13 protein-coding genes are annotated in these 15,248 nt (G+C 60.3%); 5 read left to right on the top strand and 8 right to left on the bottom strand.

Annotated elements, in window-relative coordinates:
- Window positions 1-53 precede the first annotated feature (53 nt).
- From ACNA0I_RS11650 to ACNA0I_RS11685, 8 genes are all read right to left on the bottom strand, one after another.
- Window positions 54-1,295, bottom strand: coding sequence for an SDR family NAD(P)-dependent oxidoreductase (locus ACNA0I_RS11650; RefSeq protein WP_415806168.1), 1,242 nt, complete (start codon window positions 1,293-1,295; stop codon window positions 54-56).
- Complete coding sequence (locus tag ACNA0I_RS11655; protein WP_415806169.1) at window positions 1,292-2,467, bottom strand: thiolase family protein; 1,176 nt, start codon at window positions 2,465-2,467, stop codon at window positions 1,292-1,294. The genes ACNA0I_RS11650 and ACNA0I_RS11655 overlap by 4 nt, the downstream gene beginning before the upstream one ends.
- The gene (locus tag ACNA0I_RS11660) at window positions 2,464-4,098 is read right to left on the bottom strand and encodes an AMP-binding protein (protein ID WP_415806170.1); all 1,635 of its coding nucleotides are present in this window, start codon (window positions 4,096-4,098) and stop codon (window positions 2,464-2,466) included. The genes ACNA0I_RS11655 and ACNA0I_RS11660 overlap by 4 nt, the downstream gene beginning before the upstream one ends.
- A gap of 9 nt (window positions 4,099-4,107) precedes the next feature.
- Window positions 4,108-4,614 carry an aromatic-ring-hydroxylating dioxygenase subunit beta gene (locus ACNA0I_RS11665; RefSeq protein WP_415806171.1) on the bottom strand — a complete coding sequence of 169 codons (507 nt, stop codon included), beginning with the start codon at window positions 4,612-4,614 and terminating at the stop codon, window positions 4,108-4,110.
- Window positions 4,611-5,936, bottom strand: coding sequence for an aromatic ring-hydroxylating dioxygenase subunit alpha (locus tag ACNA0I_RS11670; RefSeq protein WP_415806172.1), 1,326 nt, complete (start codon window positions 5,934-5,936; stop codon window positions 4,611-4,613). Before ACNA0I_RS11670 ends, ACNA0I_RS11665 begins: the two co-directional genes overlap by 4 nt.
- Window positions 5,937-5,966: 30 nt before the next feature.
- A complete protein-coding gene (locus tag ACNA0I_RS11675; protein WP_415806173.1) occupies window positions 5,967-6,956 on the bottom strand; it encodes a PDR/VanB family oxidoreductase in 990 nt (329 codons plus the stop codon).
- Between the two features lie 26 nt (window positions 6,957-6,982).
- Entirely contained in the window at window positions 6,983-8,527 is a 1,545-nt protein-coding gene (locus tag ACNA0I_RS11680) for an indolepyruvate oxidoreductase subunit beta family protein (RefSeq protein ID WP_415806174.1), read from the bottom strand.
- Window positions 8,528-8,609: 82 nt separating this feature from the next.
- Entirely contained in the window at window positions 8,610-10,985 is a 2,376-nt protein-coding gene (locus ACNA0I_RS11685; protein ID WP_415806175.1) for a thiamine pyrophosphate-dependent enzyme, read from the bottom strand.
- A gap of 151 nt (window positions 10,986-11,136) precedes the next feature.
- Here ACNA0I_RS11685 and ACNA0I_RS11690 point away from each other — a divergent pair, with 151 nt between their 5' ends.
- The 5 genes from ACNA0I_RS11690 to ACNA0I_RS11710 all read left to right on the top strand — a co-directional run bounded on the left by ACNA0I_RS11690 (window position 11,137) and on the right by ACNA0I_RS11710 (window position 15,246).
- Window positions 11,137-11,340 (top strand): hypothetical protein, encoded by a 204-nt coding sequence (locus ACNA0I_RS11690; RefSeq protein WP_415806176.1) that lies wholly within the window; start codon window positions 11,137-11,139, stop codon window positions 11,338-11,340.
- Window positions 11,337-11,816, top strand: coding sequence for a MarR family winged helix-turn-helix transcriptional regulator (locus tag ACNA0I_RS11695; protein WP_415806177.1), 480 nt, complete (start codon window positions 11,337-11,339; stop codon window positions 11,814-11,816). Before ACNA0I_RS11690 ends, ACNA0I_RS11695 begins: the two co-directional genes overlap by 4 nt.
- A gap of 165 nt (window positions 11,817-11,981) precedes the next feature.
- Window positions 11,982-12,869 carry a YghX family hydrolase gene (gene yghX / locus ACNA0I_RS11700; RefSeq protein WP_415806178.1) on the top strand — a complete coding sequence of 296 codons (888 nt, stop codon included), beginning with the start codon at window positions 11,982-11,984 and terminating at the stop codon, window positions 12,867-12,869.
- A gap of 288 nt (window positions 12,870-13,157) precedes the next feature.
- On the top strand, window positions 13,158-14,099 hold the full coding sequence (locus tag ACNA0I_RS11705) for a sulfurtransferase (protein WP_415806179.1): 942 nt from the start codon (window positions 13,158-13,160) through the stop codon (window positions 14,097-14,099).
- A gap of 67 nt (window positions 14,100-14,166) precedes the next feature.
- Window positions 14,167-15,246, top strand: a complete 1,080-nt coding sequence (locus ACNA0I_RS11710; RefSeq protein WP_415806180.1) for a YeeE/YedE family protein — start codon at window positions 14,167-14,169, stop codon at window positions 15,244-15,246.
- The last annotated feature ends 2 nt before the right edge of the window (window positions 15,247-15,248 follow it).

Here is a 15,248-nt window from a genome sequence, read left to right on the forward strand (position 1 = left end):
AAGGCTCCAATCAATCGATAGGGGATGCGGCGTGTGCGTCGTAATGGACGGCCTCAGGCGCCCAATTCGCGCTCGAGCGCTTTGGGGTTTTCCGTCAGGCGTTCGCAGAATTCCTGCGCGACATCGCCTACGTACACGTCCTCGGTTCCTTGTTTCAAACTGCGGATGACTGCTTGCGCCAGTGCCTGCGGCGTAACGCGCGGCGGCGGCGTGCGCTGTTCCCATTCGTGATCCAGCGGCCCGGGGAATACATTGATGACGCGAATGCCGGATGGCCGCATCTCGGCGCGCAGGCATTGCGACAATGACAATGCGGCGGCCTTGGACGCGGACCACATGCCGCGCGAGGGCAGATTCATCTGGGCGTAAATAGACAGGATATTGACCCAGGCCACGGCATTGCGCGTCCCGTCGGCAGCGCGCCCGCATAGTGCTGGCCCGAAATGCTGGGCCAAGCGCATCAGGCCCAGCACATTGATATCCAGCGCATCGCGCGCGACGTTGACGTCGCGGGTCGTCATGACACCGCCTTCGCGCTCCATGTCGGCGGTATTGATCAGAATCTCGACCTTGCCCCCCAGCGACGCAGCGGCACGCTGTACCGAATCGGTATCGGTGACGTCCAGCGTGACGGCCTGGATGCGGTCGTCCTTCAGCAGGGCGTCATAGGCCTCGACAGGACGCCAGGGCTGCGGATCGCCGAGGAATATCGTCGATGCGCCCGCATCCAGCAAGGCGGTGGCCAGGGCCTGGCCAGCAGCCGATTTACCGTCGGTGATCAACACGCGACGGAACTTGGGATCGCACGAGGTCTCGCGCAGAACGGGATCGTCAGCCATATGCGGCGTGTCCTTTTCAGGTAAAGCGATCATGACGGCCTGGCCAGAGCGATCCAGGCGCAATGTCAGACGTACGCGTGCGCCATCGGCGCAGTCTTGATGCACATGCGCCACCACCGAGGGGCCTGCATCCATACGCACGGTGCCGACTCTCCACGGCAGGCGCTCGCGAAAATACAGGTCGTTGCTATGGTGCAAAGTGGTGCTCGCGAGCAATACGCCTTCGTGGTTGACAGATTCCCATGCCAACTCGTGCGACAGGCATGCGCCGCAGACTTCACGCGGGGGATATTGCACCGTGGCGCAGGCGGAACACACTTGCAGTTCGAATCGTCCCAACGCGGCGGCGCGCGTCAGCCCTAGTGCGCAACGGCTGCGGGGGCCCGGCGGCAGCGTCGGCTGCCGAGTCCGGGCGATAGGGTTTTTCTTGGCCGGAGGGTTCAGCGGCTGCGTCATGCGTCGCTCCTGGCCAGGACCGCGGCGGCGGTGCATAGTCCGCGGTCGTAGTTGATCATGCCGAAACCACTGACCAGTCCCGTTTGTGCCTGCGCGACTTGCGTGCCGCCTGCTGTGTCCGTCAGTTGCCGTAGTGCTTCGACCAATCCCAGGTAGCCACCTGCCGCGCCAGCCTGACCGACAGAGAGTTGGCCGCCGTTGGTATTAAACGGAAAGGTCCCGTCTATCGTGAACGTGTTGTCGCGCACAAATTGCGGTGCATCGCCTTTGGCACAAAATCTCAGATCTTCGATCTGCATCAGATTGATGACCGGATAGTCGTCGTAGGCTTGCATAAAGTCCATATCTTGCGGACCACGGCCCGCCAGCGCGTAGAGTTCGTCCACATCCATGGTCCATCCGCCGCGTTGCTGAATCGGGTCCTCGCTCCAGGCATTGTGGCGTTCGATGGTGGATAGGATGCGTACACCCGTCAGACCCAGTGCCTTTGCTCGATCCGTACTCATTACCAGAAACGCATCTGCCCCGGCGCAGGGCATGACGCAATCGAACAAATGGATCGGGTCGGTGATCAGACGCGCGTCCAGATACTGTTGCAGGCTCAGCGGTTTTTTCATCAGCGCGTGCGGATAGCGCAGTGCGTTGTCGCGTTGCGCGACACACAGCTTGCCAAAGTCCTCGCGAGTGGCGCCAGTTTGCGCCATGTAGTGCGCCGTCAGCAGCGCAAAGCTGGCATTGGGGCCACCGGCGCCATACGGGTACACGGCGTCCTGGGCAAAGCGCGAGAACTGGCTGACCGTGTTGCGAAACGAATCCACATGATTGGTATCGCCCGCCAGACAGGCAACGACGTCGGCATCGCCGGCTTGCACGGCACGAGCAGCCCTGCGCAGAGCCACGACACCGCTCGCCCCGCCCATCGGAATGTGATCGAGCCAACGCGGCGCCATGCCCAAATGCTGAGTCAAGCCGACGGCAGTATCCGGCGCCAGCGTAAAACTCGAGACGCACATGCCATCGACGTCCGTTTTTTGCAGACCCGATGCGTGCAGCAATTCATACAATGCGCGGCCCAGCCACCAGTGGGCGCTATGCGTGCTGTAGCGCGCATAGGGTATCGTCACGGGGCAAACCGCGACGACACCCTCATATCCGCGACGCAGCGTAGTCATGCGGGCACCTCTTGGCGCTTTTTCATGGCGCAGGTATCGACGCAGCGCGTGGTGCCCGGCAGCGTCGGCGCGAGGGCTTTCATCTCGCCGCGCTGGATCTTGTTGGTGGTGGTCAGGGGCAGGGCCTCGACAAAAGCCACGAACCCCGGAGCCTTGTAATAGGCCAGTTGCGTCAGACACCAGCGGACGATGTCATGGGCCGCATCCCGCATCGCGTGGGCATCGGCGGGCATGGTGACAGGCACGACGCAGGCCAGGACCTCATCGCCACGCACCGCGTCCGGGACAGCGGCCACGGCGACGCTTTTAATCAGGGGATGTTGTGCGAGCACGCTTTCGACTTCGACGGCGGAGATGTTCTCGCCACTGCGGCGGATCACGTTTTTCTTGCGGTCGACGAAATGCATATTGCCATCGGGCTCGCGGCGTACCAGGTCGCCGGTATGGAACCAGCCGTCCTGCCATGCCGCTGCCGTGGCGGCCTCGTCCTTGAGATAGCCGGCAAAGAAACCGTAACGCGGATCCTCGCCTGCATGGCACACGAGCAGCTCGCCTGGGATGCCATCGGCTACGTCCAGGCCCGCGTCATCGACAATGCGAACCCGCACATCATCCTCGGCCGCGCCAAAACAATTGGTGCCCGTGTGACGCGGCTCGTGATTCGCAATGATGACCGCGCCCGCGCCGGTCTCCGTCATCGCCCAAGCTTCCAGCAACGGAAAGCCAAAGCGCGCCTCAAAGGGATCGTGCAATGCACGGTCAACACCCGCGCCGAAGCCAAATCGAATCTGGTGATCGCGATCTTGCGGCGCGGGTGCCGCTTTCATCAAGATAGCGGGCATTACGCCCAGATAATGCAACACCGTCGCGCGGGAATCGCGTACGTTGGCCCACCACGTCTGCGGGTGAAAACGGTCCAGCGTAATCAGGCATCCCCCCGTCAGCAACATCGCCATCGCCGAGTAGGCCATAGCATTCATGTGTACCAGGGGCAGAGGCGTCAGCATGCGATCCCGCCCTGCATGCAAGGTCGCGAGCCCCCCGATGTTGGCGTACCAGTTGCCGGCATGCAGGAAATAGCGGTTGGGCAGAATGCAGCCTTTGGGACGTCCAGTGGTGCCGGACGTGTAGAGCAGGGCGCACTCGGTCATGATGCCGGGGGCAGTCCCGGCCGCAGGGGCGGGGAATGGTGCAGGCGGTGGTGCGGCATCGGCGGCGATGATTTGCAGGGGACGATTTGCGCGCTCTGCCGCAGCGCGCAGTTCTTGATGACGCGAAGGCAGGGCGATGGCGATGGCGATCTCGCTATGGCCGATCAGATATTCCAGTTCTGCAGCGCGCAGATCGCCATTGATAGGAACGACCGAAACGCCCAATCCGTTCAGCGCATACCAATGCAAAAAGAAATCCGGCCGATTTTCCAGCAGCAAACCCGCGCGATGGCCGTGTCCATAACCGGCTCGCTGATAAGCCTCGCGCAGCGCTTCGATGCGGCTTCTCGCGTCCCGATAGCTGATTTCGCCAGCGTGGATGCCATAAATTTCGGCCGTTTCCTCCAGCACACAGAGCATCGCATTGGATGGCCATTTCTGTGTTGCGTCTACAAACGCTTGGTAAACCGTGGCGCTCACGTGGCCCCCTTACATGAATAGCTGGATGTTGCCAAAGGCGGCATTACAATTGACCAAGTCCACCCGCTTTAGCCGGATGCGCAACGCCCCGTCGTGTTCGACCAGGTGTAGCGTGGACCAACCTGCATAGAGTTGCTGCGCATCCTGCCGGGTTTCGACATAGTGAAACGCCACGCGTACGACATAGCGCCCTTGGTCAGGTACATGTTCAGGATGATCTCGTTCGATCGTGGGCTGTTGCAGCAAATGGTGACAGCGGCTTTTGGGTTGCTGCGAAAACGTGCGTTGTCCGTTTAGCCGCTCGATACGCACTTGCAGCAGTAGTTTGTCCTCGTACATCAATGAGGCATGCAGGCGAGGGTCCTGCTGGTCATGCGCGAGCGGCATCCAGTAGTAAGCATCGTCGGTATAGAGCGCCAACCATTGCTCGAACTTCAGCTCATCCAGCAACCTTGCCTCGGCATAGACAAAGTCCAGCAGGTCCTGTTCGCTCACGGCGGTCGTTGACGAGTTCATGCCGCGTCCTCCATGCCCTGGGTCATATAGCGTGCCCAGGCTCGATATTGGTTACGCATCTGCCATTCGTTGGTACCGTTGGTGACGACGTTCTTCTGACCGTGTTCGGCAGCGTCATAGAGGCGGCCCACATTGACCCAGCTGCGCGCGCGTGTCCGTAGGCCATCCTGGGCGCGTTCGTACATTTCCAGATCGTCGTGGCCCACTACCGAGGTGGGGGCATTGATCAGGCGGTTATACATCAGCGTTCGCTCCAGCAACAGATCGGGGGCTCCGACCAGACGGAACGTCCAGGACTCGACCAGCGTACGATCCGCGGCCAGCGGCTTGAAAATACGCAGCGTCTGAATGGGACCCTTTACCATGATGTTGGGGAAATACACGGTGTTATGCCGTACATCGCCCAGGATGGCCTTGGTGCGGTCCTCGCCGTAGGCGGCCACCATTGCGTCCCAATAGCCCGGGATCGCCGAATACGAGGCGTGAATCGAATCAGAGACGCCAGTGTGTCCGTGTCCGTTTTCCCAGACGCGAATGCCCATACCCTCGAAAAACTCGTACGGTGAAATAAACGGCGCGTACAGCTCGACTGCCATAGGTTTGGGCGTGCCCTCGGGGGCCTGTTCCCAGACGCGTACCGCAGTGCCGGCTGAAGATTCATGCGCCACCATCGGGTGGCAGGTATCGGTCTGGTTATCGACCAGCATTTTCCAGTTGCAGCGATGCATATAGCGGAATACGCCGCCTGCCACCTCGAGCCGACCCTCGGGGGATCGATCCACCATGTTGTCCAGCGTGGAGAGGGACTCGCCAAAAAAGGTTTCGAAATCTTCGCCCTCGTCGCTCAGGCGGCAGAACACGAATCCGCGGTGATTGTGGATATTGGCGACCGCAGCCATGCCCTTGCTGGCTTCGCAATGTTCCAGGCCCGTGTTCTCGTAACCCTTTTTGAGCGGAATGGACAGCGGACTGCCATCGGTTTTGAACGTCCAGGCGTGATAGGGGCAGCGAAAAAATTTACCCGTATTGCCACACGCGTCGCCCGCGACCATGGTGCCCTTATGGGGACAGCGATTGATCAAGACGCGGACATTTCGATCCGTGTGGCGCACCATGACCACCGGCTCGTCGCCGACCGTCGTGGTGATGTAGTCGCCAGGATTCGGAACCTGGCTGTCATGGCCCACATAGACCCAGGTGCGGGCATACAGCTGTTCCATTTCCAGTTCGAACAGTTCCTGATCGACGAATAGGTCTTTGTGCACCTCGGTGTCACGCACCAGTGCACGGATGGCGTCGGGGTTGTTGCGATAGTGGCCCATGATGTTTCCCCTGTTTTTACGTCTCGTGCGTCACAGATCCAGCACCAGGCGCGCGGATTTCGCACGCGAGATGCAGATCTGGATCACTTTGCCTTCGGCTTTTTCTTTGTCCGACAGGTAATAGTCGCGATGATCGGGGGTGCCCTCGAGGACGGTGGCCTGACAGACGCCGCATTCACCGCGCTTGCAGTCATACATGGGATCGCAGCCAGCTTCCTCCATGACCTCGACGATGGTTTTGTCGGCGGGAATGGTCAGCACCGTGCCGCTTTGCTTGAGCTCGACTTCAAAGGGCTGATCGCCAGCCAACGGGGCTGCCGTTGTGAATAGCTCGAAATGGATATGCGTGTCGGGCCATTGCCGTTGGCGTGCCCCGGCAATGACGGCATCGATCATGCCCTGTGGTCCGCAAACATACAGGTGCTGATGCGGTGCGTAGGTATCCAGTAATGCATCGAGATTCAAGGCAGACAGCGGATCGTTGTCCACATGTACAGTGAGGTGTTCGCCGGCCAACGTACGGAGTTCGTCAATCAGCGCCAACTGATCGCGGCAGCGGCCGCAGTAATGCAAAACGAACTCGCGGTCCGTGTGTTTCAGCGCTGCAGCCATCGATGCGATGGGGGTAATGCCGATACCGCCTGCAATGAGCACGGTCCGATGACGGTCTACCGATTCCTGAGGCGAGCAGGCATGCAGTGGAAAATCGTTCTTCGGCCCTTGCACCGTCAGCGTGTCGCCGACCTGCACCCCGTGCATGTAGCGGGATCCGCCGCCGCCGGCTTCGTCCAGGCGAACGCCCAAGCGATATTGACGAGGAGCGGCAAAGGCCGAGGTATCAGCGCATGTTGCGATCAGCGAATAGCAACGAGGTTCGGCCAGGCCCGGGATCCGGACTTTCAAATGCGCGCCAGGCTCAAATGCAGGCAGCGTGCCACCGTCCGCATTTTCCAGGACAAAAGTGCGCACCAGCGGCGTTGCCTGCTGGATGTCGCGAATGATGAGGTTCAAAGTCTGCACGATGTCTCCGTAGCGATCGCGGCGGTTCAGGCGGCGATGGCCTGTTTGGCTTGGTTTTCCAGCGGGCCGCAGGCGACTTGGGACAGGGCGGTTTCCCGCAGAGCGCGCAGCGTTTGCGCGGCATCCGGGCGGCCTGCCAACTGGCGGGCGGTGTCGAGCAATGTGCCGTACTTGCTCGTGCCGCGTGAATGCGTGTCGCTGTAGCCTTTGACGAGCCGGCGGCAGTTCACGACCTCGACCGCGAGTGCGTAATCGCGAGGTACGAGCTCGGCGATCAAATCCAGCCATTCCCGCAAGGCTTGCGTTTCGATCTGATGGCGCAAGGTCCGGCGGCGGATGCGCCGCATGCCGGCCAGGCCATAGAGCATCAGGAACCCCGTCAACGAGGTGCTGTTCAGGCGGCGTCCTTTGCCCAGGCGGCGGCTGACAAATCCTGACAGGCTCGGCGAGCGCTCGATCCAGCGGCCCAGGGCCACCGGCAGCGTGCCACAGATTTCCTCAACGCGAGGGTGCATATAGTCGGTGGTGTAGACCAACTGATCCGGTTTGGCGCCGACCTCGGTACGCACGCGGTCAAAGCGGGTGCCACGTGTTTTGAGATCGGCCACTCGAATGACGTCGTCGTACGCCATCGCCACCGCGAGATAGCGCGCAGCCGCACGGGTCAATGCCCAATCGTGACCGGCGCCGCCGTATTGTTCGTCCAATGCGTGCAGCGCCGCCATGCGATCCAGATATTCGCGGGCATACGCCATGTCTTGAAATTCGGCCGTACGCTGTGCTCCGGCGGCCAGCAGCGGCTGGGCTACGCTCGGAAAATCATGCGTGATGCGATCCAGCAGCGCTTGCGCGCCCGGTGCGGCGGCGCGCGTCGGCACCGCAGGTATTTCGCGTTCGCGATCAATCGGGGCAGGAACGGCAGGGGCTGTGGCAGCGGCCTCGTAGCCCAGCGCGAATGCACGCAAGCTCGCTTTGACGCCGAGGCCACCACGTTCGATCGTGGCCTCGAAATCCTGGCGGCTAAAGGGCAGGGCGCCGCTGCCCGCCACGGCGCCAAACAGGCTGGCGCTGATGACGCTGCCGGCCTGATCCGCCAAGGCCTGCAAATCAAAGCACAGGAAACGTTGCGCGGCGACACGCCCAGCATCGAGCACCTTATTCGGGTCGGCAATGCCGTTACCGGGCGCAGATTTTTCGCTGACCGCAAAACTGCGGTGGGAGGACGAGATCAATGTCGTGCGTTCAGGCGTGACAAGACCGCGCTGAATGGCGCGGCCGCCTTCCATCAATTCCGCCGCCACGACCAGATCGACATCGCCGGGTGTGGGCATGAGGGCCAGCGCCGGTTGGCGGCCAGCTTGTTGCACAGCGGATTCGGGCAAGAGCTCCAGATAGTAAATCGTGGCCCCGGTACGTTGCGCCACCCCCGGCACAGAGGTGGTTTGTGCCCACCAGCCTGCGTGTTCGGCCATATCCACGATCCAATCAGCCAACACCCCTCCGCCTTGGCCACCCATGGCGAGGACAGCGATCTTGATCGGAGATGCGGCGGTTACAGCGTTTGTGTGCATGCAAGTCTCGAGATGGAAAAAACCATACAAGTCGTCATTCGGTGCGATGGGAATCAATAGGCCCGTCGCTGATACTGCGGTGCTACCAGGCTGTCTGCGCCAGACGTCTGGCGCGTCGTTTTTGCAGGAAACCAATCACAGCGCCGCGCATGCGTGCCGCGGTGAGATCCCATTTGGTCGGGTTGTGCACGATATCGGCGCGATAAAACGAAGGACACAGTACGGCGGCGTGAGCGACCTCGCCGCAATTGCCGCAGCCGACGCAACTGCTTTCCACATGAGCGACCGGATCCTCTTTCAACGGATCGCCGCTATCTTTCACGCTGAGCGACGGGCAGCCCGACAGGCGGATGCACGCGTGATCTCCGGTACAGACATCGGGGTCCACGCCAAAACGTTCTTTCACCACGCGCTTGCCGTCCTTGACGGCCTGGTTGAACTGCGGCTTGATGCGGCGTTGCTTGTTCAGCATGCACTCGGACTGTGCGATGATGACCTTCGGGCCTTTTTCGTCGGTGGTCAGGGCTTCTTCGATCGTGGCGCGGACCTTGGCGACGTCGTAGGTGCGATCCAGCGTGCGTACCCATTTGACGCCCACGCCGCGCACGGCTGCATCGATAGGGTTATTGGTGCTGCGGTCGGGATTCTGTGCACGCGAGGACAGGATGTCCTGGCCGCCTGTCGCCGATGCATAGAAGTTATCGACGATGACGATGACGCCGTCGTACTTGTTGAATACCGCATTGCCGATGCCTGACGCGAGACCGTTATGCCAGAAACCGCCATCGCCCATGATCGAGATCGGCCGCTTTGCCGCCGGAACATTAAATGCGGCTGCGCTAGAGGCACCCAGACCATAGCCCATCGTCGTCGCGCCGAGATTGAACGGCGGCAGAATCGAGAACAGATGGCAGCCGATGTCACAGGAAATATGGTGTTGTCCCAGTGTTTCCTGCGCTAGCGTCAGCGCGGAAAAAATCGGGCGCTCCGGACAGCCTGTACAAAAACCCGCAGGGCGGGGCGGCACGACCTGGGCGAGATCAGCGATGTGTTTGTGGAAAGTGATGGGTTGTTCTTTGGGGAGCGCTTTGGTACCCGTACTATCGGGTGTCTGCGTTGCCGTGCTGGACTGAGCGGCTTCTGTTCCCGCCATGTGTGCGCTGGTTGGTGCGTGTTCCACAGCCGCTGTTTGCGGAGACTCCAACAGGGTTTCCTGCACCAGATTCCGCAGCGATTGTTGACGAGCGTCAGTGTGTGCCTGGCTCGCCGGTGCGGCCGACAACGGCCCCGCATCCGCGGCGACCGCAGCATGCGTTTGCAACACCTCGGGTTGATACTTGGCCAGAAACCCGCGTATGCCATCGCGCAGCACCTGCGTTGTGTACTCGCCCGCCATCGGCAGAAAATCTTTGCCATGCAATGCGGTGTCCACACCCGCCTTGCGCAGGATGGCGTGCAGATTCTGTTCCAGATAATCGGGCTGGCCTTCTTCCAGCATCAATACCGCGCGCTTGCCCGCACAGAAACGCTGCACCTCGTCCTCGATGACGGGGTAGGTGACATTCATGACGTATAGCGGAATACGGCTGTTGCCAAAGTGATCCGCCAGCCCCAGCAACTGCAATCCGCGAATGACGCCGTTATACAGGCCGCCCTGGAGGATCAATCCAATATCCTGCAGGTCACCGTCGTCCATGAACTCGTTGAGATGATGTTCCTGGATATAGCGCACCGCGGCAGGCCAACGGTTCTTGATCTTTTCCTGCTCGTGCAGAAACGATGCTGGCGGCAGCACGATGCGATTGGTATCGCGCGAAGGATTCTCCAATGCCTGCGCGAGGGTGTATGCGGGGCGTTTGTTGTCCTTGGCAGTAAACCGGCCATGCACATGGCAGCCGCGAATGCGCAGTTGCAGCATCACGGGGGTATTGCTGGCCTCGGACAGTTCAAATCCATCCTCGACCGCCTTGACCATGCTCTCCAGATTGGGACGCGGGTCCAGCAGCCAGATCTGCGATTTCATCGCAAAGGCATGCGAACGCTCTTGCATGATCGAGGAACCCTCGCCGTAGTCTTCTCCCACAATGATCAGCGCGCCGCCTGTGACGCCACCTGAGGCCAGGTTGGCCAACGCATCAGAGGCCACGTTCGTGCCTACGGTGGATTTCCACGTGACGGCGCCGCGAATGGGATACATGACTGACGCAGCCAGCGTTGCGGCAGCGGTGGCCTCAGAGGCGCTGGCCTCGAAATGCACGCCGAGCTCTTGCAGGATCTCGTTTGCATCGGCCAGGACATCCATCAAATGCGAAATCGGCGAGCCCTGATAACCGCCCACATAGCCCACGCCGGCCTGCAACAGGCCTTTGGTGACGGCCAGAATGCCCTCACCGCGGAACTCCGTGCCCGCACCGATACGCAACTGCTGGACTTCTTTCTTGAAAGATCTTTCAGCCATGCTGTTTTCCCTGAGTCCGGAGCTGTCTGGAGCCCGTGTTCTTGTCGCGATTTCGTCATCAATGATCCGACAAACGAATTCGCCAGAATCATCCATGGATAAATACTTTAGGAGTCAACTATATAACTGTCAACAAAAAATATGATTTTTCATGGAAAAGAAAAAATATCACTTAAAAACAAGGGTGTATACGGATAGGAAAGATGATTTATATCCAGGTTTACCCTGTATCGGATTGGTGCATGGCGTGCTAAAACAGGGCGTCGCGGTATGGTGCGGGACAGCATTCGACGATCATGTTGGTGCATGTGCGAACCGTGCCTGGTTTCGGGGTAACCATGCAGGAGCCGAATGAATCCGCCATCTACGCGCTTTGTAGACGAATACCTGGCTTATCTGTTGGCGCAGGCCAGCCATCGCATCTCGGCCGATTTCCACTTGCAGGTCAACGCGGCAGGGCTGTCGGTGACCGAATGGCGCGTACTGGCGAGCTTGATGGGCGGCACGGGCGAGACCATCGGATCCCTGGCGCAATTGGCGATCACCAAACAGCCTACGCTGAGCAAAGTCGTGCAGCGTATGGAAATCGACGGTTGGGTCGAGCGCATCGGCGTGCGCGCGGATCGTCGCCAGACTCAGGTGCGGATTACCGCAGCGGGGCGGCGATTGATCGGTGGCTTATGCGATCAGGCTATGGCCCACCAACGTGAAGTGCTGGCGTCGTTTGATCCGGAGCGTGCCGCGTCTTTCATCGAGATGCTCAGGACGTTGATGCACTGGCACGAGCCCTTGGTGGATCAGAGTGACGCTGCAATGGACGGTGCTGCGTGATTGGTTTTCGCGGCAGGGATGTCTGGCTCGGGCCGCCAGCGGCCAAATTAGCTTGGCCTGCCGCCGCTCAACTTCAGTATCATTGTTGCGGCAAGCCCGTCATCAGAATGCCGTACGGCCCGCGTAGGGTGTTCCTGTTATTGCACAAATACTCGGAGATCCGCCATGAGCCGCCTCACCGCCCGCGATTTTTCCCCCGAATTGCTTGAGCTTTATGACGGCTATGTGCATGGCCGGATCAGCCGGCGCGATTTTCTTGATCGCGCGGCGAAATACGCTGTGGGCGGTCTGACGGCCGCAACGATCCTGGCGTCCTTGAGTCCCGACTATGCGATGGCCCAGCAGGTGCAGTTCACCGATCCTGATATCGTGGCGGAGTACATTGAGTATCCGTCGCCGAATGGGCACGGTCAGGTGCGCGGCTATCTGGTGCGTCCCAAAGCTGCCAACGGCAAGGTGCCCGGCATCGTCGTCGTGCACGAAAACCGTGGATTGAATCCTTATATCGAGGACGTAGCGCGCCGTGTGGCCAAAGCCGGTTTTGTCGCGCTGGCCCCCGATGGCCTGAGTTCGGTCGGCGGCTATCCCGGCAATGACGACAAGGGCCGCGAATTGCAGCAGAAAGTCGATCCCCAGAAATTGATGAACGATTTCTTTGCGGCGATCGAGTATGTGCGTGCCAGCGATCTGACCACCGACAAGGTCGGTATTACGGGATTTTGCTATGGGGGCGGCGTGTCCAACGCGGCTTCTGTTGCCTATCCCGAGCTCGCCGCCGCCGTGCCGTTCTATGGCCGGCAGGCCAAGCCCGAGGACGTAGGGCGCATCAAGGCGCCGCTGCTCTTTCATTTTGCCGAGACCGATCCCAACGTCAACGGCACGTGGCCCGCCTACGAGGCAGCGCTGAAATCGGCCGGCAAAACCTACGAGGCCTACATTTACCCGGGCACGAATCACGGCTTTCATAACGATTCGACGCCTCGCTACGACGAGGCGGCGGCCAAACAGGCCTGGGACCGCACGATCGCGTGGTTTCAAAAATACTTGAGCTGAGCGCTGGTATGGACACCGGGATCCCGTTGCGGCGATGAGTCCCTGATTCGTCCTGGCTGAACGGGCAGATGAGCATCGCGCACGCGACGGCCGGGCCGCGGGTTGCCCTGTGGCTGTTTTTCTCGCAATGCGTGTGGAGATGCCGCCATGCCTTCCGCGCGGCAGGCTTATCGGCGGGCGGCGTTCAATCCTACTTTTATATATATAAAAATGATTGAATTGTATTTTTATATATAAATAAATAATGAGAAAATCCACCTTCGGCTTATTCCCTTCAGAGCACGCATCATGAAGCGCTTTCTTCTTTTCTTCTCCGCCGCGGCCGTTGTGGCGGGCTCGGTCTCGATCACCCATGCCGCTCAGCCCTTGCTGACGCCGGCTGAACTGAATGCGGTGCGCAGCGAACCCGCTGTGCGCATCATCGATATTCGTCCTCCTCAGGAGTATGCCGCCAACCACATTCCCGGGGCCTTGTCGGCCCCTTATGGCCAATGGCGCGGTCCGGCTGACAATCCGGGCCTGCTGCCGCCCGTGGAAAAACTGGCCGACGTCGTGCGCAAACTCGGCGTAGATCAGAACACCCATGCCGTCGTCGTTTCCTCGGGAGCGAATGCAACCGACTTCGGCAGCTCGGCCCGCGTATATTGGACGCTGAAATATCTGGGCTTGTCTGAATTGTCGATCTTGAATGGCGGTGTAAAAGCCTGGGCCGACGCCGGATTGCCTCAGGACCAGGCCGTGCCTAGTGTCGCGGCCAGTACCTATACGCCGGTGTTGAACCGGGCCCTGATCGCAACGCAAGAGCAGGTGCTGTCCCACATCGACAACCCCAAAGTCCACCTGGTTGACGCCCGTCCGTCGAATTTCTTCCGCGGCGAGGTCAAGGCCCCTACGGCCAAGGTCCCAGGCACCATCCACAACGCGCTCAATCTCGAGCACAGCAAATGGTTCAAACCCGGCACGTCGATTTTTGTCTCGCCGGAGGAGGCCAAGGCGATTGCATCGCAATCTCTGCCCGAGCCCGCCGACGAAACCATTTCGTTCTGCAATACCGGCCACTGGGCGGCGACCGACTGGTTTGCCTTGTCCGAAATCGTTGGACAAAAGAACGTGATGCTGTATCCGGCGTCGCTGGCCGACTGGACCCAATCTCCCGAAGCATTGCCCATGGATAACGTGCCGGGCCGCGGTGAGCAGATCTGGAACAGCCTCAAAGACTTGGTGAGCTGAACACTATTGATCTGGTCTTGCAATAGTCTGATTGCAGCCTTTGTTGTCTAATAAATTTATCGAGTCTATGGCACGTCTTCCACTAGCTGTTTTATTTGCTGCGTTCTTTTTGGCCCTGGCCTGGTTTGTCTCATTACGGCAGGCGGCATTATTTCTTGTCGGCATAGGCATGGGCGGCGTGCTGGCCGGCGCGCGATTCGGGTTCACCACGGGATGGCGCCGCCTGATCGAGCAGCGTGATCCCAGCGGAGTGATGGCGCAATTGATACTGCTGGCCATTGCGGCCGCGGTGTGCATGCCGCTGTTGGCGGAATATCCGACGGATCTCGGGGCGGCATTGGGGCCACCCAGCGTCAGCTTGCTGATAGGCGCCTTTGTGTTCGGCGCCGCCATGCAGATCGCCGATGGCTGCGGCTCCGGCACCCTGTACAAGGCTGGCATGGGCGTTCCGCTGAATATGGCGATATTGCCTGTATTCGCGATTGGCAGTTTTCTGGGTTCGGCGCAGTTGGAACAATGGCTGCAACTCGGGGCGACCGCGCCTGTCAGTCTGGTAAGGACGTTTGGCGCTGGCGAGGCGTTCGGACTGACGCTGATCGGCTTGCTGGTGTTGGGCCTGGCCGCGCGTGCCTGGGTCGGCAAGGGCGCCAGCTGGTTTAGCCGCCGCTTGTTGATCGGGGCCGTCCTGTTGGCGGCGTTGGCAATGTTGAACCTGTTGATTGCCGGGCAGCCATGGGGTGTGGTGTACGGCTTCGGTCTTTGGGCCGCCAAGCTCGCCACGGCTATCGGGGTATTCGACCCGGCGGCCAATGCGTTCTGGAGCCAGCCGGTCAACCTGAATAATCTGTCGCAGTCGGTGTTCCTGGACGTGACCTCGATTACCAACATCGGGATTCTGGCAGGCGCTTTGCTCGTTGCCGCTGGACAGACCGCCGCGCAGCGCGCGCCCTTGACGGGCAAACAATGGCTGGTCGGCATTATTGCGGGTTTCTTGCTGGGCTATAGCTCGCGCCTGGCATTCGGTTGCAATATCGGCGCCATGGTCAGCGGCATTTCCACCGGCAGCCTGCATGGCTGGATCTGGGTGCCGTTGGCGTTTTGCGGTTCACTGATCGGTGTGCGTCTCCGTCGCCACTTTGCTTTTTAAAG

Source organism: Bordetella muralis (assembly GCF_965139205.1).
Taxonomy (GTDB): domain Bacteria; phylum Pseudomonadota; class Gammaproteobacteria; order Burkholderiales; family Burkholderiaceae_B; genus Bordetella_A; species Bordetella_A muralis.

Excerpts from the sequence above, each read along its gene's own strand:
- ACNA0I_RS11650 (WP_415806168.1), bottom strand. The coding sequence starts at position 1,295 with ATGACGCAGCCGCTGAACCCTCCGGCCAAGAAAAACCCTATCGCCCGG.
- ACNA0I_RS11670 (WP_415806172.1), bottom strand. The coding sequence starts at position 5,936 with ATGGGCCACTATCGCAACAACCCCGACGCCATCCGTGCACTGGTGCGT.
- ACNA0I_RS11685 (WP_415806175.1), bottom strand. The coding sequence starts at position 10,985 with ATGGCTGAAAGATCTTTCAAGAAAGAAGTCCAGCAGTTGCGTATCGGT.
- ACNA0I_RS11665 (WP_415806171.1), bottom strand. The coding sequence starts at position 4,614 with ATGAACTCGTCAACGACCGCCGTGAGCGAACAGGACCTGCTGGACTTT.
- ACNA0I_RS11680 (WP_415806174.1), bottom strand. The coding sequence starts at position 8,527 with ATGCACACAAACGCTGTAACCGCCGCATCTCCGATCAAGATCGCTGTC.
- ACNA0I_RS11655 (WP_415806169.1), bottom strand. The coding sequence starts at position 2,467 with ATGACTACGCTGCGTCGCGGATATGAGGGTGTCGTCGCGGTTTGCCCC.
- ACNA0I_RS11695 (WP_415806177.1), top strand. The coding sequence starts at position 11,337 with ATGAATCCGCCATCTACGCGCTTTGTAGACGAATACCTGGCTTATCTG.
- ACNA0I_RS11710 (WP_415806180.1), top strand. The coding sequence starts at position 14,167 with ATGGCACGTCTTCCACTAGCTGTTTTATTTGCTGCGTTCTTTTTGGCC.
- ACNA0I_RS11690 (WP_415806176.1), top strand. The coding sequence starts at position 11,137 with ATGGAAAAGAAAAAATATCACTTAAAAACAAGGGTGTATACGGATAGG.
- ACNA0I_RS11705 (WP_415806179.1), top strand. The coding sequence starts at position 13,158 with ATGAAGCGCTTTCTTCTTTTCTTCTCCGCCGCGGCCGTTGTGGCGGGC.
- yghX (WP_415806178.1), top strand. The coding sequence starts at position 11,982 with ATGAGCCGCCTCACCGCCCGCGATTTTTCCCCCGAATTGCTTGAGCTT.